General features: G+C 52.1%; 26 protein-coding genes. 9 read left to right on the top strand and 17 right to left on the bottom strand.

What is annotated here, in order from left to right; translation table 11 throughout:
* Positions 1–47 precede the first annotated feature (47 nt).
* The 5 genes from cysZ to gatC form a co-directional block, all read right to left on the bottom strand.
* Positions 48–878 (bottom strand): sulfate transporter CysZ, encoded by an 831-nt coding sequence (gene cysZ / locus ACJJI8_RS01045; RefSeq protein WP_444933982.1) that lies wholly within the window; start codon positions 876–878, stop codon positions 48–50.
* 43 nt (positions 879–921) lie between these two features.
* The gene (locus ACJJI8_RS01040) at positions 922–1218 is read right to left on the bottom strand and encodes a PA4642 family protein (protein WP_108734243.1); all 297 of its coding nucleotides are present in this window, start codon (positions 1216–1218) and stop codon (positions 922–924) included.
* Positions 1219–1284: 66 nt separating this feature from the next.
* Entirely contained in the window at positions 1285–2736 is a 1452-nt protein-coding gene (gene gatB, locus ACJJI8_RS01035; RefSeq protein WP_444933981.1) for an Asp-tRNA(Asn)/Glu-tRNA(Gln) amidotransferase subunit GatB, read from the bottom strand.
* An 11-nt stretch (positions 2737–2747) separates the two neighbouring features.
* On the bottom strand, positions 2748–4193 hold the full coding sequence (gatA, locus tag ACJJI8_RS01030; RefSeq protein ID WP_444933980.1) for an Asp-tRNA(Asn)/Glu-tRNA(Gln) amidotransferase subunit GatA: 1446 nt from the start codon (positions 4191–4193) through the stop codon (positions 2748–2750).
* A gap of 71 nt (positions 4194–4264) precedes the next feature.
* Positions 4265–4552: an Asp-tRNA(Asn)/Glu-tRNA(Gln) amidotransferase subunit GatC gene (gene gatC, locus ACJJI8_RS01025; protein ID WP_444896336.1), complete on the bottom strand. Its 288-nt coding sequence runs from the start codon at positions 4550–4552 to the stop codon at positions 4265–4267.
* A 355-nt stretch (positions 4553–4907) separates the two neighbouring features.
* On the opposite strand from gatC, the gene ACJJI8_RS01020 reads away from it, so the two are divergent.
* From ACJJI8_RS01020 to msrB, 7 genes are all read left to right on the top strand, one after another.
* Positions 4908–5942 carry a rod shape-determining protein gene (locus ACJJI8_RS01020; protein ID WP_020412569.1) on the top strand — a complete coding sequence of 345 codons (1035 nt, stop codon included), beginning with the start codon at positions 4908–4910 and terminating at the stop codon, positions 5940–5942.
* A gap of 141 nt (positions 5943–6083) precedes the next feature.
* A complete protein-coding gene (mreC, locus tag ACJJI8_RS01015; protein WP_413663056.1) occupies positions 6084–6926 on the top strand; it encodes a rod shape-determining protein MreC in 843 nt (280 codons plus the stop codon).
* Positions 6913–7392, top strand: a complete 480-nt coding sequence (mreD, locus tag ACJJI8_RS01010) for a rod shape-determining protein MreD (protein ID WP_444896337.1) — start codon at positions 6913–6915, stop codon at positions 7390–7392. The genes mreC and mreD overlap by 14 nt, the downstream gene beginning before the upstream one ends.
* A 97-nt stretch (positions 7393–7489) precedes the next feature.
* A complete protein-coding gene (locus ACJJI8_RS01005) occupies positions 7490–8101 on the top strand; it encodes a Maf family protein (protein WP_413663054.1) in 612 nt (203 codons plus the stop codon).
* Positions 8098–9585 carry a ribonuclease G gene (rng, locus tag ACJJI8_RS01000; RefSeq protein ID WP_413663053.1) on the top strand — a complete coding sequence of 496 codons (1488 nt, stop codon included), beginning with the start codon at positions 8098–8100 and terminating at the stop codon, positions 9583–9585. The genes ACJJI8_RS01005 and rng overlap by 4 nt, the downstream gene beginning before the upstream one ends.
* Before the next feature lie 36 nt (positions 9586–9621).
* Positions 9622–13821: a YhdP family protein gene (locus ACJJI8_RS00995; protein ID WP_444933979.1), complete on the top strand. Its 4200-nt coding sequence runs from the start codon at positions 9622–9624 to the stop codon at positions 13819–13821.
* 74 nt (positions 13822–13895) lie between these two features.
* Complete coding sequence (msrB, locus tag ACJJI8_RS00990) at positions 13896–14438, top strand: peptide-methionine (R)-S-oxide reductase MsrB (RefSeq protein WP_444933978.1); 543 nt, start codon at positions 13896–13898, stop codon at positions 14436–14438.
* A 59-nt stretch (positions 14439–14497) separates the two neighbouring features.
* On the opposite strand, the gene yjgA is transcribed toward msrB, so the two are convergent.
* From yjgA to ACJJI8_RS00930, 12 genes are all read right to left on the bottom strand, one after another.
* Positions 14498–15013, bottom strand: a complete 516-nt coding sequence (yjgA, locus tag ACJJI8_RS00985; RefSeq protein ID WP_444933977.1) for a ribosome biogenesis factor YjgA — start codon at positions 15011–15013, stop codon at positions 14498–14500.
* 46 nt (positions 15014–15059) lie between these two features.
* Positions 15060–16427 (bottom strand): magnesium transporter, encoded by a 1368-nt coding sequence (gene mgtE / locus ACJJI8_RS00980; RefSeq protein ID WP_444933976.1) that lies wholly within the window; start codon positions 16425–16427, stop codon positions 15060–15062.
* A 99-nt stretch (positions 16428–16526) separates the two neighbouring features.
* Positions 16527–16796 (bottom strand): HPr family phosphocarrier protein, encoded by a 270-nt coding sequence (locus tag ACJJI8_RS00975; protein WP_444907482.1) that lies wholly within the window; start codon positions 16794–16796, stop codon positions 16527–16529.
* A gap of 19 nt (positions 16797–16815) precedes the next feature.
* Positions 16816–17676: an RNase adapter RapZ gene (gene rapZ, locus ACJJI8_RS00970; protein WP_444907483.1), complete on the bottom strand. Its 861-nt coding sequence runs from the start codon at positions 17674–17676 to the stop codon at positions 16816–16818.
* 105 nt (positions 17677–17781) lie between these two features.
* Positions 17782–18243, bottom strand: coding sequence for a PTS IIA-like nitrogen regulatory protein PtsN (ptsN, locus tag ACJJI8_RS00965; RefSeq protein WP_413663046.1), 462 nt, complete (start codon positions 18241–18243; stop codon positions 17782–17784).
* 3 nt (positions 18244–18246) lie between these two features.
* Positions 18247–18537: a ribosome hibernation-promoting factor, HPF/YfiA family gene (gene hpf, locus ACJJI8_RS00960; protein WP_108734230.1), complete on the bottom strand. Its 291-nt coding sequence runs from the start codon at positions 18535–18537 to the stop codon at positions 18247–18249.
* Between the two features lie 196 nt (positions 18538–18733).
* Positions 18734–20200: an RNA polymerase factor sigma-54 gene (locus ACJJI8_RS00955; protein WP_444933975.1), complete on the bottom strand. Its 1467-nt coding sequence runs from the start codon at positions 20198–20200 to the stop codon at positions 18734–18736.
* 194 nt (positions 20201–20394) lie between these two features.
* Positions 20395–21120 carry an LPS export ABC transporter ATP-binding protein gene (lptB, locus tag ACJJI8_RS00950; protein WP_444907485.1) on the bottom strand — a complete coding sequence of 242 codons (726 nt, stop codon included), beginning with the start codon at positions 21118–21120 and terminating at the stop codon, positions 20395–20397.
* A 92-nt stretch (positions 21121–21212) separates the two neighbouring features.
* Positions 21213–21770, bottom strand: a complete 558-nt coding sequence (lptA, locus tag ACJJI8_RS00945) for a lipopolysaccharide transport periplasmic protein LptA (protein WP_444915728.1) — start codon at positions 21768–21770, stop codon at positions 21213–21215.
* Positions 21757–22326: an LPS export ABC transporter periplasmic protein LptC gene (lptC, locus tag ACJJI8_RS00940; RefSeq protein WP_444933974.1), complete on the bottom strand. Its 570-nt coding sequence runs from the start codon at positions 22324–22326 to the stop codon at positions 21757–21759. The genes lptA and lptC overlap by 14 nt, the downstream gene beginning before the upstream one ends.
* Positions 22323–22859, bottom strand: coding sequence for a KdsC family phosphatase (locus tag ACJJI8_RS00935; RefSeq protein WP_444915730.1), 537 nt, complete (start codon positions 22857–22859; stop codon positions 22323–22325). Before ACJJI8_RS00935 ends, lptC begins: the two co-directional genes overlap by 4 nt.
* 69 nt (positions 22860–22928) lie before the next feature.
* Positions 22929–23900, bottom strand: coding sequence for a KpsF/GutQ family sugar-phosphate isomerase (locus ACJJI8_RS00930; protein ID WP_444933973.1), 972 nt, complete (start codon positions 23898–23900; stop codon positions 22929–22931).
* Between the two features lie 408 nt (positions 23901–24308).
* Here ACJJI8_RS00930 and ACJJI8_RS00925 point away from each other — a divergent pair, with 408 nt between their 5' ends.
* Together ACJJI8_RS00925 and ACJJI8_RS00920 are read left to right on the top strand one after the other, a co-directional pair.
* Positions 24309–24962, top strand: a complete 654-nt coding sequence (locus ACJJI8_RS00925; protein ID WP_444933972.1) for an MlaC/ttg2D family ABC transporter substrate-binding protein — start codon at positions 24309–24311, stop codon at positions 24960–24962.
* Positions 24963–25049: 87 nt separating this feature from the next.
* The gene (locus ACJJI8_RS00920; RefSeq protein ID WP_444896351.1) at positions 25050–25283 is read left to right on the top strand and encodes a BolA family protein; all 234 of its coding nucleotides are present in this window, start codon (positions 25050–25052) and stop codon (positions 25281–25283) included.
* Positions 25284–25323: the final 40 nt, after the last annotated feature.

The raw sequence follows: 25323 nt of genomic DNA, 5'->3' as shown, positions 1-25323 counted from the left end.
AAGCCCTCTATTCCTGAGGGCTTTTTTGGGGGGCATTTGAAGTTAGATTACTGAAGAATAGGAGTTTCAGTTCCCAGATCCCCTTCAATACGCAATCTTTCAACCCACAGAGCCGTACCGCCAGCAACTGCCGCAGGCATAATAAAGATATTTAAAATCGGCACCATTTTGGCAAGCATCACGGTCCCACCAAAGGTAAGGCTAGTGAGTTTGCGGCGGCGCAGTACCGTTTTTAATTCATCGAATGGCCGTTGGTGGTTATCCAGTGGGTAGTCAACGTATTGAATAGCCATACACCAAGCGCCCCAAACTGCGGTGAGCGCTGCGGGGATAATAATGGTCCAGCTGGTGATGGTGGCAATTATAAATACGATCAAACCCCAAAATATAAAGTAACCCAGCTTACGCAATTCCCGGCCCAGGGTACGCCATACCATTTGCATTATCGGCTCGGCAGGAGGAGCTTTACCGGTTAGCAATTCTTCTACTTTCTCAGCGAGCAAACCGTTAAAGGGGGCGGCAATAATGTTGGTGATGACGCTAAATAAATAGCCGTAAGCAAGGAAAAATAGGAAAAGCACTATTAGTGCAATAATCCAGGCGAGCCAGCGAAAAACACTGGCGGTCCATGCTGCACCCTTGGCCATAATGGCTTCCCACCAAGACATATTCTCCGTATTTACCGGCGTGTGGGAAAGCAGGCTACTTATATAATCGGTAAGCCCTCCGAGCTGTGAAATCATTATGCTACTGATAATAATAAACAGCACCAGATTTATTAGTAATGGCACCAGGATAAATGGGCGTAACTCACGCCGGGTAATCAAGTGGATACCGCGCACCAATGCGTCGATACCGTGAACGGGATTTGAAGTCATACTCTCACCTTTCGCTGGTACGATGCCTAAATTTCCAGAGTTCTCAGTTGGCGCCAGCGGCTTTTAAAATCTCGCTATATTCTGCGCCCTGGCGGTGTTCAGCAATACGTGCCAGCAGAGTTTTCCCATCGGGACCAGGACTGTTCAGATCCAGGCCTTCAGCGAGAAACAGCTTAACAAATGTGGCAAAACTCTCTGCTTTCATGCTTCGGTAGGCGCGCTCGAGCAGGTGAAAATCCCGGTTTACGCCTGCGGGGGCTTCACCAATCAAGAATCCAGCAATACGCTCCTCGTCAAAAACTTCTCCGAGTACTTTCTGTTTGTCTTTTTTCAGGCTCAAAACTATATCCTTGCTACATAAATAGGGGGCGGGCGAAGCCCGGCCCAGGTCTTGAAATGTTGAGGGTTAAAGCAGTGCGTCCAATTTTTGTTTGAGGATTTTATTAATCATCTGCGGGTTTGCCTGCCCTTTGGACGCTTTCATAATTTGCCCGACGAAATACCCCATCATTTTGGGGCGCTTTGATTCATCGGCCTTGCGGTAGTTTTCTACTTGGGCATCGCTTGCAGCGATCACTTCATCCACCATTTTTTCGATAGCGCCGGTATCAGAAACCTGTTTCAGGCCGCGTTTTTCGATGACTTCGTCGGCACTGCCCTCTCCGTCGGCAATAGCCTCGAATACCTGTTTGGCGATTTTGCTGGAAATGGTGTTGTCTTTGATCCGTGCGATTAGTCCAGCTAGCTGGTCGGCAGAAACCGGAGATTGTGAAATAGTAAGTTCACGACGGTTGAGCAGCGCTGCCAGTTCACCGTTAATCCAGTTGGCGGCAAGCTTGGATTCGCCACAGGATTTACTCACAGTTTCAAAATAGTCTGCACTGGCACGCTCCTGTGTCAGCTGGTCTGCATCATAAGCAGATAGCTGGTATTCCGTTTGGAAGCGGGCTGCTTTTGCATCGGGCAGTTCTGGCAGGATGCTGCGCAGTTGCTCGACATATTCATCGGTGAGTACAACTGGCAGCAGGTCAGGGCAGGGGAAGTAGCGGTAATCATTGGCCACTTCTTTGCTGCGCATAGAGCGGGTTTCATTTTTGTCTGCGTCGTAGAGGCGGGTTTCCTGGGTAATGGTGCCGCCGTCTTCCAGGATGTCGATCTGACGTTCAGCTTCGACTTTAATTGCGCGCTCGACAAAACGGAAAGAGTTGATGTTTTTTAATTCTGTGCGGGTACCGAGTTTTTCTTCGCCTTTCAAGCGCACGGATACATTGGCATCACAGCGCAGTGAGCCCTGGGACATATCACCATCGGAAATGCCCAGGTAGGTTACGATACTGTGAATTTTTTTCAGGTAGGCCACAGCCTCGGCGGCACTGCGCATGTCCGGTTCAGAGACAATCTCGATCAGCGGCGTACCTGCGCGGTTCAGGTCGATACCGGACATCCCGTGGAAATCTTCATGCAGGGATTTACCGGCATCTTCCTCCAGGTGAGCGTGATGCAAACGCACTTTCTTACTGCTGCCATCTTCCAGGTGAATTTCCACTTCGCCGGGGCCGACAATCGGCTGTTCCAATTGAGTGGTTTGATAGCCCTTGGGCAAGTCGGGATAGAAGTAATTCTTGCGTTCAAAAACGGAGCGCTTGCCGATCTCCGCGTTCATCGCCAGGCCGAACATTACCGCAAAGCGAAATGCTTCTTCATTCGGTACCGGCAAGGTGCCCGGCATAGCCAGGTCCACAGCGCAAGCCTGGGTATTCGGCTCGGCGCCAAAGCGGATGCTAGCGCCGGAAAAGAGTTTTGACTGGGTGGAGAGCTGGACGTGAATTTCCAACCCGATAACGATTTCCCATTCCACAATTTATCTCCTTATACGGCGCTGGCTTTGTGCCAGTCGGTTACCTGTTGGTATTGGTGGGCGATATTGAGCATGCGCGCCTCTTCCAGGTAATTACCGGTAATTTGCAGGCCCACCGGCATATTGTCCACCAGGCCACAGGGTACAGACATGCCCGGTAGTCCGGCCAGGTTGGTGGCGATGGTGTAGATATCCTCCAAGTACATAGCTACCGGGTCAGCGCTCTTTGCGCCAAGCTCGAAAGCGGGGGAGGGGGTCGTGGGGCCCATAATCACATCCACTTTTTCGAATGCTTCGACAAAGTCCTGCTTGATCAGGCGTCGGGCCTGTTGGGCTTTGTTGTAATAAGCATCGTAATAACCGGCGGACAGGGCGTAGGTGCCTACCAGGATTCGACGCTGCACTTCTTCGCCGAAGCCCTCACCGCGGGAGCGCATATAGAGATCGCGCAGGTCTTTGGGCTCTTCACAGCGGTAGCCATAGCGCACCCCATCGAATCGAGATAGGTTGGCAGAGGCTTCAGCGGGGGCGATCACATAGTAAGCAGGTATCGCTAACTCGGTATGTGGCAGGCTGATATCGACCAGTTGAGCCCCCAGCTTTTCAAACGCTCTCAAAGCCTCCTGAACCCGGCTTGCGGTGTCTGGGTTAAGCCCCTCCCCAAAGTACTCTCGGGGTACTCCGATCCGCAGCCCGGTGATCGGGTTATTCAGTTCGGCGGTAAAGTCAGTGGGCTGTTGCTTCAGACTGGTGGAATCTTTCGGGTCGTGGCTGGCCATGGCGGAGAGCAAGTAAGCAGCGTCTTCCGCATTGCGGGTTATAGGGCCGGCCTGATCCAGGCTGGAGGCGTAGGCAACGATACCGTAACGGGAAATGCGCCCATAGGTGGGTTTCAGCCCGGTGGTATTTGTCAACGCTGCCGGCTGGCGGATAGAGCCGCCGGTATCGGTAGCTGTGGCGCCGGGTATCAGTTGTGCAGCAACTGCCGCAGCTGAACCACCGGAGGAACCGCCGGGTACACAGCGGGTATTCCAAGGGTTTTTTACCGGGCCGTAAAAGCTGCTTTCGTTGGATGAGCCCATGGCGAATTCATCCATATTGGTCTTGCCCAGGGAGACGGTTCCGGCAGCGTTGAGGTTATCTACCACCGTGGCATCGTAGGGAGGGATAAAATTATCCAGCATTTTTGAGGCGCAGCTGGTGCGCACGCCGTTAGTGCAAATAATATCTTTGTGGGCGATGGGCACACCGCACAGTGCCGGTGCCTCCCCGTTGGCCAGGCGTTGGTCGGCGGCCGCGGCTTGCGCTAGGGCACTCTCTTCAGTGACGGTAATAAAACTGTTGTAGTTACTGTCCAGTTGCTGGATGCGGCCGAGTAAATGGCGGGTTAGCTCTGTACTCGAGAACTCTTTGCTCCGCAATCCACGGATGATCTCGGCGATAGTAAGCTGATGCATATTATTCCCTTAAAGGCTCTAGACGGGCTGAGGGCTGGGTATTTAGGTGAACTTCGTCAGTGTTGGGCCGGCTAATCAATTACTTTGGGAACCAGGTAGAGGCCTTCTTCAGTTTGGGGGGCCAACTCTAGGAAGTCTTTGCGTTTGTCAGTCTCTGTCACTGCGTCGGTGCGCAGCTCCTGGACTTCATCCAGTGGGTGGGCCATCGGGGCGATACCATCGGTATTGGTGGATTGCAGCTGGTCGACCAGTTGCAATACATCGCCGAGACGGTTGCTGACTTCTTCGATGGTTTCTTTGGATATGGCGATACGGGCCAGTTCCGCGAGTTTTTCTACAGTTTGCGTATCCACTGCCATGGTGATGGACTCCTCCAGCTTGAGTTGCGAGTCAAAAGCTGCCCGGATTATTGTGCGGGCAGAACCGGCAAATTTAGCACATTGGGGTTATATTCTCACCGGCTCCGGCAGTAATGGATAGTGAGCCTCAAATGACCTCCCTTCAGCCTTGCCCTGATGCCTAGCGGTTGTTAGAGTTTGCCGAATCCTGCCGAGTGATGAGAGACTCCGGTATTTTGCGTAGAATCCGATTCGAAATGCGGCTCGGAACTCAGAATTATTTTTGCGGACTAATTAGGATTTGTATCCATAAAAGAAGCCGCGCCCGCAGTGCCCGACCTGGGGGCTGATAATTAGTACAAGGTAATCGAATTCCATGTTTAAACGTTTGCGGGGTATGTTTTCCAGTGATCTCTCCATCGACCTGGGAACTGCCAACACGCTGATTTACGTTCGCGATCGCGGCGTAGTACTCGACGAACCCTCTGTCGTCGCAATCCGTCACTACAATGGCCAGAAAATCGTTGAGGCTGTCGGAGTAGAAGCCAAACGTATGCTCGGCCGGACTCCTGGCAATATTACCGCTATTCGCCCGCTGAAGGACGGTGTTATCGCCGACTTCCAAGTGACCGAGAAAATGTTGCAGCACTTTATCAAGAAAGTGCATGAAAATAGCTGGATGCGCCCGAGTCCGAGAGTGCTGGTGTGTGTTCCCTGCCAGTCCACAGAAGTGGAGCGCCGCGCGATTCGCGAGTCGGCCCTGGGTGCAGGTGCTCGCGAAGTGTCACTGATCGAAGAGCCCATGGCCGCTGCCATAGGTGCAGGCTTAAATGTCGAGGAAGCGAGCGGCTCCATGGTGGTGGATATCGGTGGGGGCACCACTGAGATCGCTATTATCTCCCTGAATGGTGTGGTTTATTCCGATTCAGTTCGTATCGGTGGTGACCGTTTTGATGAAGCTATCGTCAACTACGTGCGTCGCAACTACGGCAGCGTAATTGGTGATGCAACTGCTGAACGGATCAAAGAGGAAATTGGCTGTGCTTATGCAGGCAGTGAAGTTCGCGAAATCGATGTGCGCGGACGCAATCTGGCCGAGGGCGTGCCTCGCAGCTTTACCTTGAACTCCGACGAAATTCTCGAAGCCCTGCAAGAGCCTCTGACTGGTATTGTGCAGGCTGTTAAAAGTGCGCTGGAACAATCCCCTCCCGAATTGGCTTCTGATATCGCTGAGCGCGGTATGGTGCTGACTGGTGGTGGTGCTCTGTTACGCGATCTGGACCGTCTGTTGATGGAAGAATCGGGTTTACCGGTGATTGTTGCCGATGACCCGCTGACCTGTGTGGCGCGGGGTGGCGGCAAAGCGCTGGATATGTTGGATCGCAGCCGCCTCTACCTGATGTCTAACTAGTAGACATCGGTATTATGTGACCTACGAGGGAGCTTGTGGCTATATCCGCAAGCTCCTTGTAATAAAAAAAAATGCAAGTCATCTTTTATGGCTTGTACTGTTCTCACCATCTTTGATTGACCTGTTAAGAGGGGATTGCCTGTGAAACCGCTATTTACCCGCGGTCCCTCTGCCGAATACCGCCTGGGCTTTCTCATCATACTCGCGATCTCGCTGATCGTTTCCGATCATTACACCAATTGGTTTCAGCCTGTCAGAGAACGCTTATCAGGGGTTATTGCTCCACTGTACTGGGTTACAGGAGCCCCCGAGCGTGTGGGTGATTGGGCCGATGAGCAGTTTCGCTCGCGCGAAGAACTGCAGGAGGAAAATAGCCGCCTCAAGCGCCAGGTTTTACTGCTGGAGCAGCGCAGCCAGCTATTGGCGGCCGTAAAAGCGGAAAACACTCAGCTCAAAGAACTGATGAACTCAGCAGAAATGGTCGATGACCGAGTACTGGTGGCTCAGGTAATTGGCGTTACCCCGGACCCTTTGGAGCATGTGCTGCTGATTGACAAAGGCCGCGATGACGGTATTGATATCGGTACCCCGGTAATGGATGCCAGTGGATTGCTGGGGCAGGTGATTGAAGCTGGCGACTCCTACAGTCGTATCCTGCTGATAACTGATTCCAGTCATGCCATTCCCGTCCAGGTTCTGCGCAACAGTATGCGCACCGTCGCCGAGGGTACAGGTGACCTGTATCGCCTGAAGTTACGTCATCTTGCTAATACCAGTGATATTCGGGAGGGCGATTTGCTGCTCAGCTCCGGTTTGGGTAGCCGCTTTCCCGCAGGTTATCCGGTCGGGGAGGTCATCTCGGTGCAGAGAGACCCGGGTAAACCTTTTGCGGAGGCTGAAGTGTTGCCGAGGGGGCGGATGAATCGCAGCCGCTTTGTATTGGCGGTCATTGGCAGTGGAGGACATTCTGTTGCAAGCGAATAACCGCTGGTTTATCGCGGTCACTATTCTGCTGTCACTGCTTCTCTCGGTTATGCCCCTGCCACAGCAGTGGCTTTGGTTTCGGCCGGCATTTCCGGCTTTGCTGGTGATATTCTGGATTACCCGAATGCCCCAGACCTTCGGGGTGGGTTTCGCCTGGATGATCGGTATTGTCCAGGATTTGGCTACGGGGGCGAGCTTGGGAACCCATGCCCTGGCCCTATCGGTACTCGCCTATTTCAGCTTACTGACTTACCAGCGCACCCGGGCATTTAATCCGGCCCAGCAATTGTTGTGGGTATTTGTTCTGGTGGGCATTCATCAAGTGGTGGGCAACTGGGTGCACGGCCTTGAGGGGAAATCGGTACCCGGGCTGACCTTCCTGTGGCCCGCCTTGACTACAGCCCTGCTCTGGCCCTGGGTGACCCCGTGGCTCAGGGGGCTTTCCGGGCGTTTACACGTTCGTTGACCGTCTCGTCGGCACTGTAAATCAGTGTAAAAAATCGATCATTTTTCGAACAGTGCCGCTATAATCAGCCGCTGACCCACAGGGAATATGTAATAGAGTGACAACAAGCGCTTCAGAAAATCGACTTCTTTTGGCCTCTGGCTCGCCGCGCCGCGCCGAACTGTTGGCCCAGATTGGGGTGCCTTTCTCCCAATTGTCCCCCGCTGTTGTAGAACAACGCCAACCTGCTGAAAGCCCTCTTGAGTACATAGAGCGCTTGGCCCACGACAAGGCTGTCGCCGGGTTTCAAGCCGCTGACAGCCCGCAGGGACTCTGGTCTTTGGGAGCGGATACGGTGGTTATGGCAGGTGAGAGGCTGCTGGAAAAACCTCAAGATTTTGCTGACTTTGAGTCCATGATGCTGGCGTTATCGGGAGGAGAGCACTCTGTTTTCACGGCAGTGTGCTTGCGTTCGCAGGATCGACAGTTTAGCCGAGTAGTGGAAACTCGAGTCAGGTTCCGCCACTTGTCCAAAGTTCAAATAGCGGATTACTGGAGTACTGGAGAGCCTGTCGATAAAGCTGGCGGTTACGGTATTCAGGGTTTTGGTGCCGCCTTGGTAGAAGCTTTTAGTGGCAGTTACAGCAATGTTGTAGGGCTCCCATTGGAAGCTGTAGTCCCCATGCTGGATCATGCGGGCATTCCCTATTGGCAGGAGGGCCAATCTTGAGCGAAGAGCTGTTAATTAATGTTGCGCCGACTGAGACCCGGGTTGCGCTGGTAGAAAATGGTGTGCTCCAGGAGGTCTACCTGGAGCGGAGTGCGCGGCGAGGGATTGTAGGAAATATCTATAAGGGAAAGGTGATTCGCGTACTGCCCGGAATGCAGGCCGCTTTTGTCGACATAGGCCTCGAGCGTGCGGGCTTTATCCATGCCTCGGATATTGCACCTCTCGACGAAGAAGGTATGGAGGCACGGGATGCCGAGGTGGCGGATATCCGCGCGCTAGTCAGAGAGGGGCAGTCACTGATCGTGCAAGTAGTGAAGGACCCTATCAGCAGTAAAGGTGCCCGGCTGACTACCCATCTGTCGGTTTCTGCACGTTACCTGGTGTATATGCCGCAGACGCGCCATATCGGTATCTCTAATCGAATTGAAGACGAGAACGAACGCGAGCGATTGCGCCAGTTGGTTGAAGCAGCTTCTCTGCGCCTTGCAGAGGATGGTTTGTCGGCCGATGGAGGCTTTATTTTGCGTACCGTTGCCGAGGGGGTGAGTGAGGAAGAGCTGCTGAGAGATATCCCCTTTCTGTACAAATTATGGGGGGAGCTGGATGAGCGCATTAAGGAGCGTCCAGTGCCTTCGGTTATCTATGAGGACCTTCCACTATTTATGCGCGCATTGCGTGACCTTGCGCGCCCTTATACCGAGAAGATTCGTATAGACTCCCGAGAGGCCCACGGCCGTGCGGCAGAATTTGCCGGTAAATATGCGCCGGAAATTGCCGGTCGCCTGGAACACTATCCCGGTGAGCGCCCACTGTTTGACTTATACGGTGTTGAAGAGGAAATAAGAAGGGCACTACACAACAAAGTCACCTTGAAGTCTGGCGGCTATCTGATCGTAGAGCAGACAGAGGCGATGAGTACGATTGATGTCAATACCGGTGCTTTTGTTGGGCATCGCAACCTTGAAGAGACTATCTTCAAGACCAATCTGGAGGCCGCTACAGCGATTGCCCGCCAGCTGCGTTTGAGGAATCTGGGTGGGATTATCATTATTGATTTTATCGATATGAAAGACCCCGAGCACCAGCGACAAGTCTTGCGCACCCTGGAAAAGACCCTGGAGCGCGATCATGCCAAGTCCAGTATCACCGGGGTCTCCGAACTGGGGTTGGTGGAGATGACTCGCAAACGCACCCGTGAGTCACTGGGGCAGATTTTATGTGAGCCTTGCTCTGTTTGTAGTGGGAGGGGCACCTTAAAGAGTGCGGAGACAGTTTGCTTCGAGATTTTCCGCGAGATTATTCGAGAGGCGCGCTCTTACGATAGTGAAAAAATTATGGTACTGGCCAGTCAGGTGGTAATAGATCTTTTGCTGGATGAAGAGTCGGCTAATGTCGCCGATCTTGAAGAATTTATTGGTCGGCCGATTCAGTTCCAGGTAGAGCCCATTTACAACCAGGAGCAATATGACATTGTTCTTGTGTAATCCATTATTCACTCGCCAGCAAGCTAAGAGAGCTTATTGTCAGCGCTCGGTCGATGCCTGTTTGGTGGTGAGGGTATAGCGATGGTTGTAATACGCTGGATTGCAAGAAAGTTCTGGTTACTGTCGGTAAGCTTGGTGATTGCGCTGGCAATCATCGTGCAAACAGGCCGACTGCTGTCCCCGCAGGTAGAGAACTATCGTCCCCAGATTAGTCATTGGCTTAGTGAGCAGCTAGGCGTTCCTGTACAGATGGATCGTATTTCCCTGCGTTGGGAGGCCCTTGAAGTTGCATTGCAGCTGGATGGACTGCGTCTGGGGGAACACGGTGAGCTGAAAATGGGGCACGGCCTGTTCCAGCTGGATCTACTTTCCAGTCTCTGGAACCGGGAATTGGTCTGGAAAGACCTGCAAATGAATCAGTTTTCGGCCGGGCTCAACCGCGATGAAAATGGCCTCTGGTATCTACAGGGGTTTCCCGATGCCCCGCTTAAGCTTGAAGGCAGCACTGCACCCAATCCCGAAGCGGCAGATCCGGCCCGCCTATTCCAGTTGAGCCCCAAAATTCAAATCAGTGATGCAGCGATCACTGTGCGCCTTCCCGATGAGCAGCTGGCAGAAATCAATTTGCCTGAAATCCAGCTGGAAAATAGCGGGGATTTTCACCGACTGACTGCACGGGCTTTTATTTCCCGTGAAGGGGAGAGTAGCCAGGTTGATGAAGAGACCCTACGGGTTGTGTTAGAGGGGCGGGGCAATCCCAAAGATAAAGAGCACTTCTCACTGCGCGGCTATATGCAGCTTAATGAGTTGCTACTGGATGAAGACATTGTCAGCTTGCTTCACGAACTCACCCCGTTACCCGACCGGTTTCACTGGCAGGGGAAGAAGTGGGCAGACGGCCGCTTGTGGTTGCATAGTGATGCCGTAAGTGGTTATCGCATAGTGGGCCAGGTGGACTTGGCCCAAGTAGAAAGCCTGACCGATATGCAAAGGGCAGGAGAAGATATAGAAGAGCATACACTGGCTCCGTTGCGCGCTTTTTCTGGCAACTTGTCGGGCCGCTGGTTGCCGGGAGAGCACTGGCGATTAGCGCTGCAGGATATTGAAATCGATTGGCAGGGCTTGAAAATGCCGTCGCTGAACCTGCAGGTTAACAGTGACCAAGAGGGTATAGCCCTGATGGCTGATCTGGTTGATCTCGCTGGTTGGAGCAGCATCTTAAATCGCTTGTCGTTACTAGAGGGAGCTGCAGATGACTGGTTGCGTGCACTAAAACCCCAAGGTCAGTTGCGCAGCCTGCGTCTGCGAGCTGGTGCGGACCGGCAGTTAGAGATCAGTGCAAACTTGGAAGATATTGCGGTCGAGGCGTTTCGAGGAGCCCCGGCAATTACCCAGTTGAGTGGTTATCTTCAGGTTAAGGGCGCCAGTGGCCGGGTTGAACTCGACGGTACCTCCCTCGGGGCGCACTTTCCCAGTCTGTATAAGAATGCTTTTGGGTTCGAGCAAGCCAGCGGCACCATAGCCTGGGATGTCGATAAGGCGTTGAACGAAGTCAACGTATTGTCGGGCCCGCTGATGCTTGGCGGTGAACTTGGTCAGGTCGGTGGTCAGTTTATGCTGTCACTACCCTTCCACGCCCAAACACGACCTGTGGATCTGGTGCTTTCCCTATCGATAAAAGATGCGGGGGTTATTACCCAGGAAGAGCTGGTGCCATTTGTGGTTAGCGATGATTTGCGCAGCTGGTTGAAAACTGGCCTGGGTAAGAACAATCAAGGACGCGTTGAGAGTGCGGCCTTTATCTATCGCGGCAGCAGTTATAGCAAAGAGGGTAAAGAAGAATCCCTTAGAGCATTCGCGACTCACCAGAAGCGCAGAACGATTCAGTTGGCGCTCGACTTTTCAAATGCGAGCCTTGACTACGCCAGTGAGTGGCCTGAGGTCAGGGATGTGGATGGCCGTTTGTTGCTTGATGATGAAACTGTGCGGGTCAATGCCGATAAAGCCAAGCTCTGGAATATGGATGCTGGAAATATTCTGGTTGCGGTAACCCCTCAGAAGAAGGGTGGAGGCTCACGCCTTGATGTACAAACTGAGGTGGTTGGACCCGCTGCTGATGGGTTGCGACTATTGCGTGAATCACCACTCAGGGACCACCTTGGAAGTGCCTTTGATGATTGGAGCCTGACCGGGAGTTTGGATGGCGTTGTATCCTTAACTCTACCTTTGGGACAGTCATCAGTAGTTCCCGAGCAACAGGTTGAAGTCAACCTGAAGCACGGCGACCTGCAGCTGAAAGGGCTCCGCCTCGATGCGACCGCGTTAAATGGTTTGGTGAAATACGATAGTGTGACAGGCCTTGAAGGGACCCAACTGAACGGCAAATTGTGGGGCCGCCCGCTGACTGCTCGTATCCAACATATTGGCGAGGGGGATGCACGGGATACCCAGGTGGTTATCGACGGCAATGCATTGGTTGAGTCGGTACACGCCTGGAGTTCGCGGCCAGAACTGCAGTGGCTGGAAGGAGAAATGGATTATCAAGCCCTGGTGACCATTCCTGCAAAATCAGCGGAAACCCCTTACGCCGCAGTATTTGAGCTCACTTCCAACCTGGCCGGTGTGGCTGTGAACCTGCCTGACCCACTTGGCAAGACGGCGGAAACAGAAACCAATTTTGTATTGCGAGTGCCGATTGGAGAGCAGGGCAGCTTGTTCCACTTGGACTATGGAGAACATTTGCAGGGTCAATTCTGGCTGATTGATGGAGAGTTAGATCGGGCTGCAATCGCCTTGAATGCTGAGGCAAAATTGCCCTCCAAGCGGGAGTTGACGGTCACTGGAGATATTTCTACTGTTGACTTGCCTCGCTGGCAGTCTCTGCTGGATATTTATCAGTTGTCTGAACCAGCGAAGCCAAGCAGCGCTGTTGTAAGTACCGCAGAAAACCCGGGAGAGGCTGCTGAGAGTGTTATTGAGCCACTTCCGATACGTCTGGATCTCAGTACAGATCAGCTTCGGCTGGGCTCTGCAGAAATTGAGCATATCCATGTTACCGGTGAGGGAGTGGGGACAGATTGGAAGCTCAAATTTGACAGTGAAATGGTTGCAGGAAATCTAACAGGCCTATTGGATGGCAGTACACCGTTACGCCTCAAGCTGGCTCATTTGCGTCTGCCTCAGCCAGAGAAACCGGCTGAAATCGGTGATGAAGCTTTTCCCTTGGACCCCTTTGCGGAGGAGGTGGTAGCGGACCCTTTGGCGGAGTTTGATTTTACTAGCTTGCCGCAGATCGATTTTAGTACTGATAACCTTCAAATAGGTGAAGAGGTCTTGGGCCCCTGGTCATTTAAGTTGAGGACAGCTGTAGATCGTTTGGTGGTGAGTGATATCCACGGCACGGTGAGAGGGTTCCGCATCGAGGGGCAGGGCAAACACAGTGGTGAGCTAGGTGCAGAATTGGTGTGGATGAGGGATGCCGAGGGGCAGCAATCATCACAGTTTATCGGTCGATTGGTGGCTGATGATCTTGCAGATATCCAGCGGAACATGGGCCATGAGCCGTTGATTGAGAGTAAATCGGCGAGCTTTGAGACTGCTTTGAAGTGGGAGGGGGCCCCGACCCAGGTAAAAGGAAGTCTTCTCTCCGGAGAGCTTAAGATCGATATTCGCGATGGCCGTTTCCTGCGATCAACCGGTGCGACAGGCTCTACCGTGCTGCGCCTATTGTCACTGTTTAATTTTGATACCTGGGCGCGACGCTTGCGTCTTGATTTCACCGACCTTTACAAGAGTGGTATGGCTTTTGATAGGGTGCGTGGAGAAGTGGTCTTTGAAGGTGATGGCCAGCTTCTTATTGCAGTACCCATTCAGGTGGAGGGTCCCACCAGTGAACTGCAGATGGCGGGGCGGGTTAACTTGGTCCGGGAGGATCTGGACTTAACTTTGGTGGCTACTTTGCCGGTGGGCAACAACCTGGCTCTGGTTGCAGCCCTAGCCGGTGGCTTGCCTGCGGCTGCGGGTGTCTACCTGATCAGTAAGGCTTTTAAAAAGCAGGTTAAAAAGGTCGCCAGTGTCAGTTACCGAATTAGTGGCGGCTGGTCAGACCCACAAATGCGATTTGAGAAATTGTTTGATGGAGATGGCGCCAAACGTGAGGGCGCGGTTCTGGACCATGAGGGGAACAAGACACAGGTTGGGGTCGGCTCTGAAGAGAGGTCCCCTCCTGCAGCTTGAGTTTTAATATCCAGAGGCAGTGTGCAATAGCCATCTAATCTTAGTGATGATCCCCTGTAAAAGGAGCACTGTAGATGGCGTTGCACTCATTATTGCCCCTCCTTCTTTTTACCGTCGTCACCCTTTCGGCATGCTCTGAGGCAGATGACCACCAGCGCGACCAAAATATGACGGTCGCTCAAGCTAAAAAGCATATTGCAGAGGGTACTGATCTCGATCAGATCCCTAAGTCTGTGTGGAAGCAGATTCTGCCAGAGGATCGCTACAAGGTTCTCTGGAAAAAAGGTACTGAGCCCGCTTTTAGTGGCAAGCTTCTGTATAACAAAGAGAAGGGGGTCTATGTCACCGCGGGTTGCCGTCTACCGGTTTTCAGCTCTGAGCAGAAGTTTAAATCGGGAACTGGTTGGCCCAGCTTTTGGGATGTTGCCTACCCACAAAATATTGTCTTGAAGGACGATTACAGCTGGGGGCTGAAGCGGACTGAGGTGCTATCAAAGTGCGGGGAACACTTGGGGCATGTTTTTAAAGATGGTCCAGAGCCTACTGGCTTGCGCTACTGCCTAAATTCTCTCGCCTTGGACTTTGTGCCGGCCTCAGGGGATAAGAAAGCGCAATAACTTCTGATGACTAGATTGCGGGCGCTGCCAGCCAGTTTACGCTGGAGCGCCCGGAGGTCTTATTCCGCTTCCTGGATAAAGAAGTCGCGAAGATAGCGGAATAATTTTCGTTGATTGGTTGGTGGCTTATTGTTTTTGATTTCCCTATGGGAGTCCCTAATCAGTTGGCGCAGCTGTTGGTGGTCGACACTTGTATGCTGGTCAAAGAACTCCCCCTGGGCACTACTGCCTTCCTCCAGTAGTCGTTTGCGCCAGTCTTCGGCCATTTTATCGAAACGCAGGTATTGGTGGTCTCGCTCTTTAAAACGGTTCAACACTGTTTCTATCGCCTCTTGATCGGCACTGCGCATCAACTTGCCGATGTACTGCATCTGGCGCCGGCGAGCTTCATTGGATTTGATCCGATGTAGCGTAGCAATAGCCTCCTGTAAGTCCTCATCTATGGGGACTTCAGCCAGTTGGGCCTTGGAGAGCTCGGTTAGTTGCTTGCCGAGATCCTGCAGCTCGTGCATTTCTTTTTTGACCTGAGATTTACTTTTCGGCAGGTCGTCATCGTAATCGTCGTATTCGTACATCTTTGATTCGCTTTCGGTAAATAAGGGGGCTTGGTCCAGAGGTGATTTAGCTAAAGTACCAAGTGGCCAAGCCCAGAAAAGACATAAAGCCTACTACATCGGTGACTGTAGTAAGCGCTACCCCGCCGGCCAGTGCCGGGTCTATATTCATGGCACGCAATGCTACTGGTAATATCGCTCCAGCGAGTGCGGCGGTTAATAGGTTGATTATCATGGCGGCAAGGATAATTACCGCAATCCATATATCGCCAAACCACATGGCGGTTATCAAGCCCATCACAAGCGACCACAAAAGAGCATTGAGTGCCGCTGAACCCAGCTCACGGGAAAGTAGCCAGCTCAAATTACTGCGTCCTATCTGGCCTAAGGCCATACCGCGAATGACCACTGTCAGCGTTTGGCTACCGGCCACGCCCCCCATGCTGGCGACGATGGGCATTAGGACTGCTAGGGCTACCACCTTGTCCAGGGTATTTTGGAACAAACTGATCACCCAGGAGGCAAGCAGAGCTGTGAGCAGATTAATACCCAGCCAAACGGCCCGGCGCCGCGCAGTGCGCCCTACTGGGGCAAAGGTGTCTTCCTCCTCATCGAGGCCGGCAAGGCTCATCAGGGAGTGATCTGCATCCTCTCGGATAACATCTACTACATCGTCAATAGTGATTCGCCCCAGCAGGCGGTTATCTTCATCGACTACCGGTGCGGTAATCCAATCATATTTCTCAAATAAGCGCGCGACTTCTGTGTCGGCCATATCTGCGGGTATTGGTTCCACATCGGTATTGACCACTTCGCGAACTGTCACCGATGGGTCTGTGGTGAGAAGTTTGGATAGTGGCAAGAGACCGATATATTGGCCCCTCCGGTTAATCACAAAAAGGCTGTCGGTAGATTCCGGTAGTTGTTCATGGCGCCTAAGGTAGCGAAGTACCACATCGAGAGTCAGGTTGGGGCGGACAGAGATAGTATCCGTATCCATTAAACCGCCGGCCGTGTTCTCATCATAGGCGAGAACACTTTCAACCCGGAGACGGTCGGTTTCCGTCATCGATGAGAGCACTTCGGCAACAACTCGCTCCGGCAGCTGCTGAAGTATATCGGCGATGTCGTCGGCATCCAGGCCTTCCATCACCTCCACCATCTCCTCGGTATCCATAGTGGCGAGGATCTGGCTGCGCACATCGTCGGTGAGTTCCTGCAGGACCTCACCCTCTATTTCCCTATCCACCAAATTCCAAAGTACCTGGCGAATACGCGGTGGAGAGCTCTCCAGCAATTGCGCAACACTCTGGGGAGTCAGGGTCTTGAGCATGCGCCGGACTTCTTGTCCCGTACCGCTATCCAGCGCGGCATACAGCTCACCCAGCTGATTCTGTGCGCGGAATTTGATTTCGGCTTGGGGAGAGCTGGGCACAACAAGTCCTTACTGCTAGTGGTGGATTTGGGAGGCGATGTAAAAGCTTAGCGATTTAATGTTTAGAGTGAGCTTTTCGTGGCAATAGTATACTGGCCTCTATTCAGCTTCGCCGAATCGATCGGAGATCAGTGTGCTGATAGCTTCCAGGGCGGCACTTTCATCTGTCCCCTCTATTTCTAGTTCCAGCTCCGTGCCTTTGCCTGCAGCTAGTAACATTAGGGCCATCACACTTTTTCCATCTACGGCTTTACCCTGGCAATGCACTTTAATATTGGAGCAGAACTTGGAGGAAGTCTGCGCGAACTTGCTTGCAGCGCGGGCGTGCAAGCCGAGTTTATTGATGATGGTCAGTTGGTGTTTCTGCATTGCGCTGCTCGACAAAAATCTATTTTTGTTGCTCCCTGTGGCGTATCTGGACGTTATCAAACTCTTTGGAAAATTTCTTTACCAGCTGTTCAACCATATAAACTGATCGATGTCGGCCCCCAGTGCAGCCGATAGAGACACAGGTGTAGCTGCGATTACTTTTCTGGTAGGAGGGCAGCCAGTTTTCCAAAAAGTTGGTGATGTCAGCCTCCATCTTTGCGGTCTCTGGGTGAGAGCGCAAGAATTCAGCGACCTCGATATCCTTACCGGTTTTTTCTCTTAGAGCTGGTTCCCAGTAGGGATTGGGTAGACAGCGTAAGTCAAAAATCAAGTCTGAATCCACAGGCACGCCATACTTGAACCCGAAGGACTGGAAAAGAATCGCCATGCTGTTTGATTGTTCACCAACAACACGATTTTTAATCAGTTCGCGCAGTTGGTGCAAGCTCAGGGTGCTGGTATCAATAACCATATCTGCGATGGTTGAGATAGGGGTGAGAAGCTCTTTTTCCTGATTGAGAGCTTCTAGCAAATGGGTGCAATCATTGCTGAGAGGGTGCTTCCGTCTGGTCTCACTGAATCGCTGTACTAAAACCGGCTCGCGGGCATCGAGATAGATAACATCACATTGAACCCCTGTCTCGCGCAAGGACTCAATAACACTGGGAGCCTGTCTTATGTCTTGCCAGAGATTGCGGGCATCGACACCCAGGGCCAGAGGTGTGTTTTCTTTTGGCGGTTGTGCCTTGACCCTCTTAACCAGCTCCGGGAGCAGGCTGGTGGGAAGGTTGTCGATACAATTGAAGCCGACATCTTCCAGTAATTGCAGTGCAGAACTTTTTCCGGAGCCGGAGCGTCCACTAATTATCACCAAGCGCATGGAGAGCCCTTTTCTTTGATCAAGTTTTTATTATTTCGCTTGTTGCACTACCTGAACAATGAGGCGAATGTCAGCTCTGAGACTCAGTTACTAACAAAACCTCCTCTAGGCGGCTGCGGTACTATCAATAGCGAGGGCATATAGCTCATCACTACTTTGTGCTTGCCTTAGCTTATCTCTAACCAGGCTGTTGGAAAACAGAGCGGCGATTTCGGCTAGTGTATCCAGATGTTCCTGTTCAGCATCTTCGGGGACCAGAAGAGTAAATAGCAAATCGACAGGCTGACGGTCGGCAGAGTCAAAATCAATGGCGGGCTGGGTGGTACAGAGAACCCCAATGGGGCTATCACAGCCGGGCAGCCTGCAATGGGGAATGGCAACTCCATCGCCGATACCGGTGGAACCAAGGCGCTCACGGGCGATCAGTTGATTAAAAACTGTATCGGAGTCGTGTTGAGGATATTGTTCGGCGATGGCCTGGGCAATATTGAGCAGTAGCTTTTTTTTGCTGCTCCCCGCCAGATGGCAAAGGCTAAGGCGGGGAGAGAGTAATGCTTCCAGTGTCATAGTTCAGCGATGGTTCTGCAACTTCTCTTTGTGTTTTTTCAGTTGGCGGTCCAGCTTATCGGTGAGCGCATCAATTGCCGCGTACATATCTCTGTCTTCGGATCCAGCACAGAGGTCGTGACCGTTTATATGTACCGTCGCCTCAGCTTTTTGGATCAGTTTTTCGACGGATAAAATTACTTGCGCGTTGGTGATGTTGTCGTAATGTCTGGACAGCTTCTCCATTTTGCTTTCGCAGTAGCTGCGCATAGGTGAGGTAACGTCGACGTGGTGGCCACTAATATTGATCTGCATGGATTTCTCCTTAAAGGTGCATCACAAGCCGGCGCTCACCCCCTATCGGGTCGCAACCCTACTAGGAAGTGGGCCAGAATGGAAGGATACACTCAAATTTTGGATTTTGGTTGCAGGTTGGGGGCGGAAGGCGCCAGTGGCGCATGACTGGAGGTGGGTTAGGGGTCAGATTAATTGGCTGTGTTTGGGTTGTGGCTTAAATGAGCCTCTTTCTCTCACTTGAGGAGGGGATGCCCATAGATTCACGGTATTTCGCTACCGTTCGGCGCGCAACCTTGATGCCTTGCTTGTCCAGCTCCTGAGTGATCTTGTTATCTGATAGCGGCTTTCGAGGTACTTCCGTGTCAATCAGCTTGCGAATCAGGGCTCGAATGGCGGTGGATGAAGCATCCTCACCGGAATCTGTACTGACGTGGCTTGAGAAGAAATATTTGAGTTCGAAAACTCCCCGTGGAGTCAGCATATATTTTTGAGTGGTCACTCGGGATATGGTTGATTCATGCATGCCAATGGTTTCAGCAATATCTGCCAGAACCATTGGTCGCATTGCCTCTGGGCCTTCTTCAAAAAAGCCTTGCTGCTTATCCACAATGGACGTAGCGACCTTTAGCAGTGTGTCGTGGCGGCTCTGCAGGCTCTTCAAGAACCAACGGGCCTCCTGCAAGTGATCCCGCATGAAATTGTTTTCTCGGGAGTTGTCTGCCCGTTTTACCAAGGAGGCGTAGTGGCCATTAATCCGGATCTTGGGAGTGATTTCTGGATTGAGTTCGACCAGCCAGCGGTGATCCTTGCGGGACACAATAATATCGGGAATGACATAAGCGGGCTGTTCCCCGCTGAACTCCTCACCTGGATTGGGGGTTAGTGTCTGGATAAGGCGGATTACTTCGCCGAGCTGGGCTTCGTTGAGACGTGTGCGTCGGGTGAGTTGCCTGAAATCCCTTTTTCCAAGTAATTCCAAGTGGCGCTCAATGATGGTCTGCGCTTCGTTTAGCCACGGAGTTTCCGCTGGTAGCTGCTTGAGCTGGAGTTGAAGGCACTCTTGGAGGCTTCTGGCCCCACAGCCAGCTGGTTCGAATTGTTGTACAGCTTTAAGGACTGCAACTACCTCATCTTCTTCGAGCTGAAGGGAGTTGGCCACGTCATCAACGGTGGTATTGAGGAGACCGTTTGGGTCGATGGCGTCAATAAGGTGCTCGCCGATCCATTTATCGTGACTGGAAAGTGCTGTCAGGTTTAATTGCCAGCGCAAGTGGTCTTGAAGTGTGTCGGTGGAAGAGTTGCGCTCAAAATTGGGGTCGTCGCCCACGGCGGGACCACTGTAGCTGCTGTAAATGTCGTCCCAGTGAGAATCAACCGGCAGCTCTGTTGGAATATCCTGGTTCCATTCAGAATCACCAAGCTCTTTTTCCTCAGCGGCTGTGTGGGTTAAATCCTCCCCTGCAGCGGCTGGCGGCTCTTGTTGTGCGTTGCTCTCAGTATCGGCGGTTACTTGTTGAGCCAGATCTTCACCCTCAGCTTCCAGCATTGGATTGCTGTCGAGGGCTGCCTGGACTTCTTGCTGTAAATCTAGTGTGGAGAGCTGCAGGAGGCGTATTGCCTGCTGCAACTGGGGGGTCATGGTTAGCTGTGCGCCGAGCTTGAGCTGGAGAGACTGCTTCATAATTTAAAGTTGCAGGCCAGTGCGACAAAGGGTTCGTCAAAATTAACCCGAGATGGCGCAGACTACCTTGGCCCTCAAACTATTACAAGCAATAAGCGTGCCGACTATTGCCTGCCAGAAGGTCAATTTCTATGTGGGATATGATATGTTTTTCGAGATTTTGCCTATTTTGTTACGCTTGTCATCATTTACCATTAAATGGTGAACTCGTGTCCCAAATAGACTTCGCGCACTTGCTGATTAGCGAGGACATCATCGGGCGTGCCTGAGGCAATAATATGTCCCTCGCTAACGATATAAGCAGTTTCACAGATATCCAGGGTTTCCCTTACGTTGTGATCTGTGATCAAAACGCCGATATCCCTGTCCCGCAAGTGGCGAATAATGTGTTTGATATCGTTAACTGAAATAGGGTCTACACCAGCAAAGGGTTCATCGAGCAAGACAAAGCTTGGGTCTGTAGCCAGGGCTCGTGCAATCTCCACTCTGCGCCGCTCTCCGCCGGATAGGGCCATTCCTAGGCTGTTTTCAATGTGTGTGATATTGAACTCTTCGAGCAACTCCTGGGCCTGCTCTTCGCGCTCTGCACGATTGAGTCCTTTTCGGGTTTCGAGGATTGCGAGAATATTGTCACGCACTGACAGGCGTCGAAAAACAGAGGCTTCCTGGGGCAGGTAACCGATTCCCTTGCGGGCGCGCCCGTGCATTGATAGGCGGGTAATATCTTCGTTGTCGATTAGGACTTGCCCTGCATCGGCCTGCACCAGCCCAGCGATCATATAGAAACAGGTGGTTTTCCCAGCTCCATTGGGGCCAAGTAAGCCAACGACCTGTCCACTTGAGACGCTGACAGAGACGTCTTGGACAACTTTTCTTTTCTTATATTGTTTGGCGAGGTGTAACGCTTGTAGCGTTGGCATAATGAGTCCTGAAATCTAACCGCGGCCGAGAGGGGCAGCGGATTACATCATTGTAAGTAGCGCTGTTTTACAGGCACTGAAATTTGGATGAACTACTGGTCTGTGTCGGTATTTGCTTCAGCAGGCTCGCTGGATTCGGTGCTCTCAGGTTTCCAGATCATTTCAACTCTGCCTTGGCCAGGCTGGCTGCGAGCGCTCATTTGCTCAGTGGCGAGATCGTAGTCGATTTTCTCGGCAGTTAGGGTGTTGCCATCGCGATCGATATAAGCTTGCCCTGTGAGCTGCAGTTCTTCAGAGCTGATGACATACTCGATGCGCTCAGCACGGGCTTTAACAGGCTCTTCGCTCTCCAATATCTTTTGTTGGAAGTGCGCGGGGCGGCCCACAGCAATGACTCGGCTGATTTCATCGCTAGCCGTAAAGTACACTTCCACGCGATCTGCTCTGATTTGGAGGGAGCCCTGCGTGATGACCACATTGTCACTATAAACCACTAAATTATTGGCGCGGTCGGCTGACATAGATTCCGAGCCCACAGAGATTCTCTGGGTTCTATCGTCAGGTAAAGCCTGTGCTACGGTGGCAATAGCTGCCAGCGTAATTGCAGTGAAGGTTTTAAGTATTGAGGGATAGGGGTTATTGGGTGTCATAGCTGCTCTTCACGTCGGATAGAATTTCCATCCGGTTTTCTTTCAGGTAAGCGCGCATCCCCGTTCCTTCAGTGCGGTTGGGGCCGGAGCTAATAGTAACAACTTTGTCGGTCTCGGCGAATTCCCTGTCAGGGAAGATTGTGATTCGCGGTGTTTCCAATTGGATGCCATTCGGGCCGGGGAGTTCATCAATTTGAACGTCGCCACTAAGTACGATACGTTTTCCTCGATTGAAGGCCACACCCCTTTTGGACCGAGTTGCCCACTTGGGCTGGTCGTCCGTATAGAACAGCATACGCGGCTCTTTAAGGTTGGCTCGATCCCGGCGTTTAAATTGAAAGTAGGTGATTTGCTCTGCATCCACTCGATAAGCTAGGTTGCCTGCCTGGTCAAAATGGCGAGTTTCAGCCCCTTTGATAATAAGGTCCGCAGCCCGATTTTGTTGCTGAGGAGTGGGCCTTTTGCCTAAGAACTGTTCTGGCGGACTCTCGGAAAACCAGAGCCCGGCACTTATAAGCAGAATGACCAGTATGAGAGGCAACCACGAGCGCATCATTTTTCTCCGATATAGGGGGCGAGCGCCGCGTCAAAGGTCCCTTGTGCAATCATAATGCGGTCGCAGATTTCGCGTACAGCACCCTCGCCGCCACGAGCCTCTGTGATCCAAAGGGCTCGCTCCCGTACGGGGGGGGCTGCATTAGGTGGTGCGATGGGGCACCCGATCTTGGTCATTACCAGTAGATCGGGATAATCATCCCCGACATAGGCGATATCTTCCAGGCGGCATGACTCTTCAGAAAGTAGCTCCTGTAGTGCGGCAAACTTGTCCTCCCGGCCCTGAATCAATTTATTGATACCCAAGTCGTGCGCTCGGCGCTCTACAACATTACTGCGCCGGCCGGTAATGATTGCTACACGTACTCCAGAGTTTTGCAGCATTTTAATGCCGTGCCCATCCAGTGTGTGGAAGGTTTTGAGCTCGTTGCCGCTATTGTCAAAATAAAGCTTGCCATCTGTCAGAACACCGTCCACATCCAGAACAAGCCAGCGGATATTTTTCAGGGAGTCATTTAATTTTTGTTCGGGCATCACCGGAGTAATCTCTCTTCGCCTTTGATTGTGAGGGCAAAACCTGCGTATCAATTGTCCAGTATTATCTCAGATAACTCCGGCGCGCAGAATATCGTGCATGTGGAGTACGCCAACAGGGTGGTGGGCTTCATCTTCTACCACTAATGCAGTGATTTTATAGTCCTCCATAATCCTCAGGGATTCTGCAGCGAGGGTGTCAGCAGAAACCGTTTTAGGGCGGCGACTCATGACCTCTTCCATTAATGCTTTATCGAGTTCGATTTTTTGATCTATTACTCGGCGCAAGTCACCGTCGGTGAAGACGCCCAGTAATTCACCGTCGCTATTTACAATTGTTGTCATGCCGAACCCTTTGCTGGTCATCTCTAGCAGGGCTTTTGATAGCAGCGTCTCTGGAGTTACCTGGGGGAGTTCGTCGCCCGCATGCATCACATCCTCAACCTTTAGAAGAAGCCGGCGCCCGAGGGCACCGCCGGGGTGAGAGAAGGCAAAATCTTCGGCAGTAAAACCTCTGGCCTCGAGCAGGGCGACTGCCAGTGCATCTCCCATCACCAGGGTAACTGTTGTTGATGAGGTGGGGGCCAAGTTGAGGGGGCAGGCCTCTGTGGCTACCGATATATCCAAATTGACTTCCGCAGCTTGAGCCAAAGGGGAGTCGGTTTTTCCTGCCATGCTAATTAGTGGAATGCCCAGGCGTTTTAGCAGAGGCAGCAGGGTGAGGACTTCAGCGGATGAGCCAGAATTGGATATGGCTATGACAACATCATCCCGAGTGATCATGCCGAGATCACCGTGGCTCGCTTCGCCGGGGTGAACAAAAAAGCTCGGTGTGCCAGTGCTGGCAAGGGTAGCGGCGATCTTGCGGCCAATATGCCCAGATTTCCCCATGCCGGTAACAATTGTGCGGCCGCGACATTGCATGATCATTTCACAGGCTCGCTGGAATTCGCCATTAACCCTGTGTTCCAGTGCCGCCACCGCTTCAGTTTCCATGCGGACGGTGCGACGCCCAGCTTCCAAAATCAAATCCTGTGTCATCAACTGCCTCAATCGCTTACTAGTGCTCTAACAAGTTCTCGTAAAACTGTCTTATTATGCGACAGTTTCGATATTTACTTATGCGACAGCGTGGATAATTTTTGTCATATGAGTCCAATATTTAAAGGCGACTCGATCTTTTGCTGTCGTGCTAATCTATATTAGCGGGCTGCTGGTGGCGGAAAAAGCCAGTGCGCACTTTAGATGTGTCAAATGACACGCTCGTACACCGCCACATTGCCGGGTGTGGCCATGGTATAGTTTGCCGTCTCCGCTGTCAGCTATGTCACTCAATGGATGATCGACACACTCTCAGTTGGGCTGCGGGAAGGTTGATATGTGGTATTGCTATGGCACTAAATTCTGTCATATGCGTCCAAGGAATGATTTGCTAACTGGAGATAATTTGTGAACGCATCATTTTGGCTTGGCCGAAACGGTTTGTCGCGGTGGATTAGATTTGCGCTTTGTGTTGTTTTTGCTTCTGCAGTGGTGCCTGCAGCCAATGCGGCCCAAAATCCATATGTAATGATTAAAGGGGTTTCCGATGAGCTTTTGGGGGTAATTCGTACCAACGCTCAGTATGCAAATTCAGACCCACAAAGATACTACAGTGCTGTTGAAGGGGTGCTGACCCCGGTTGTTGATTTTGACTTTATCGCTCGCGGTGTAATGGGGCGCTATGCCAAGCAGGCGACTGCCGACCAACGCTCTCGCTTTACGGATGCTTTTCGTCGCGATCTTGTAGCGACATTTGCTCGCGGCGTGGCAAATTTTGGCGACCTGGATGTAAAAGTGGTCAATCCCGGCACCACACCTCAAGGTAATCGTGTAAATGTGCTGCAGGAAGTTCGCAGCAAAGAGGGTATAACAAAAGTTTCGTATACCTTGGTGCGCAATCGGGCAGGCCAGTGGAAGTTGATCAATGTGATTCTGAATGGGGTCAACCTGGGTAAGACTTTCCGCAGTCAGTTCTCGCAGTCAATGCAGACTTATGGGGACATCGACAAGGTGATTTCTAATTGGTCAGCGGCAGACGATGCCGCAAATAAAGTGAGTTGATCCGCGAACTTTGGAGTGCGTAGCTGCGCACTCCGCTTGATTCAAGTACACTTGCGTGCTGTTTTTAACCAATCGCAAGTCCCTCCTATGCAACCAGACGAAATCAAGGCCCTAATCGAAGGGCAAATTCCCGATAGTACTGTTGAAGTGGCTTTTGAAGGTAGTCACCTGATGGTCACTGTAGTGAGCAGTTCCTTTGAGGGTCTGAGTCGTTTAAAAAAGCAACAGCTTGTCTATGCCGCTCTTGGTGAAAAAATCGCCGATGGCACCTTGCATGCCGTGCAAATGCAGACTCTGACCCCAGAAGAAGCCAGTCGTTAACTTGCCATTGCCACTGAGGTGTTGGCTATCTAGAAAGAGA

This window comes from Microbulbifer maximicatervae (SeqCode) (assembly GCF_052467695.1).
The sequence above is the reverse complement of the archived record's forward strand: the minus strand, read 5'-3'. Positions and strand labels throughout refer to the sequence as shown.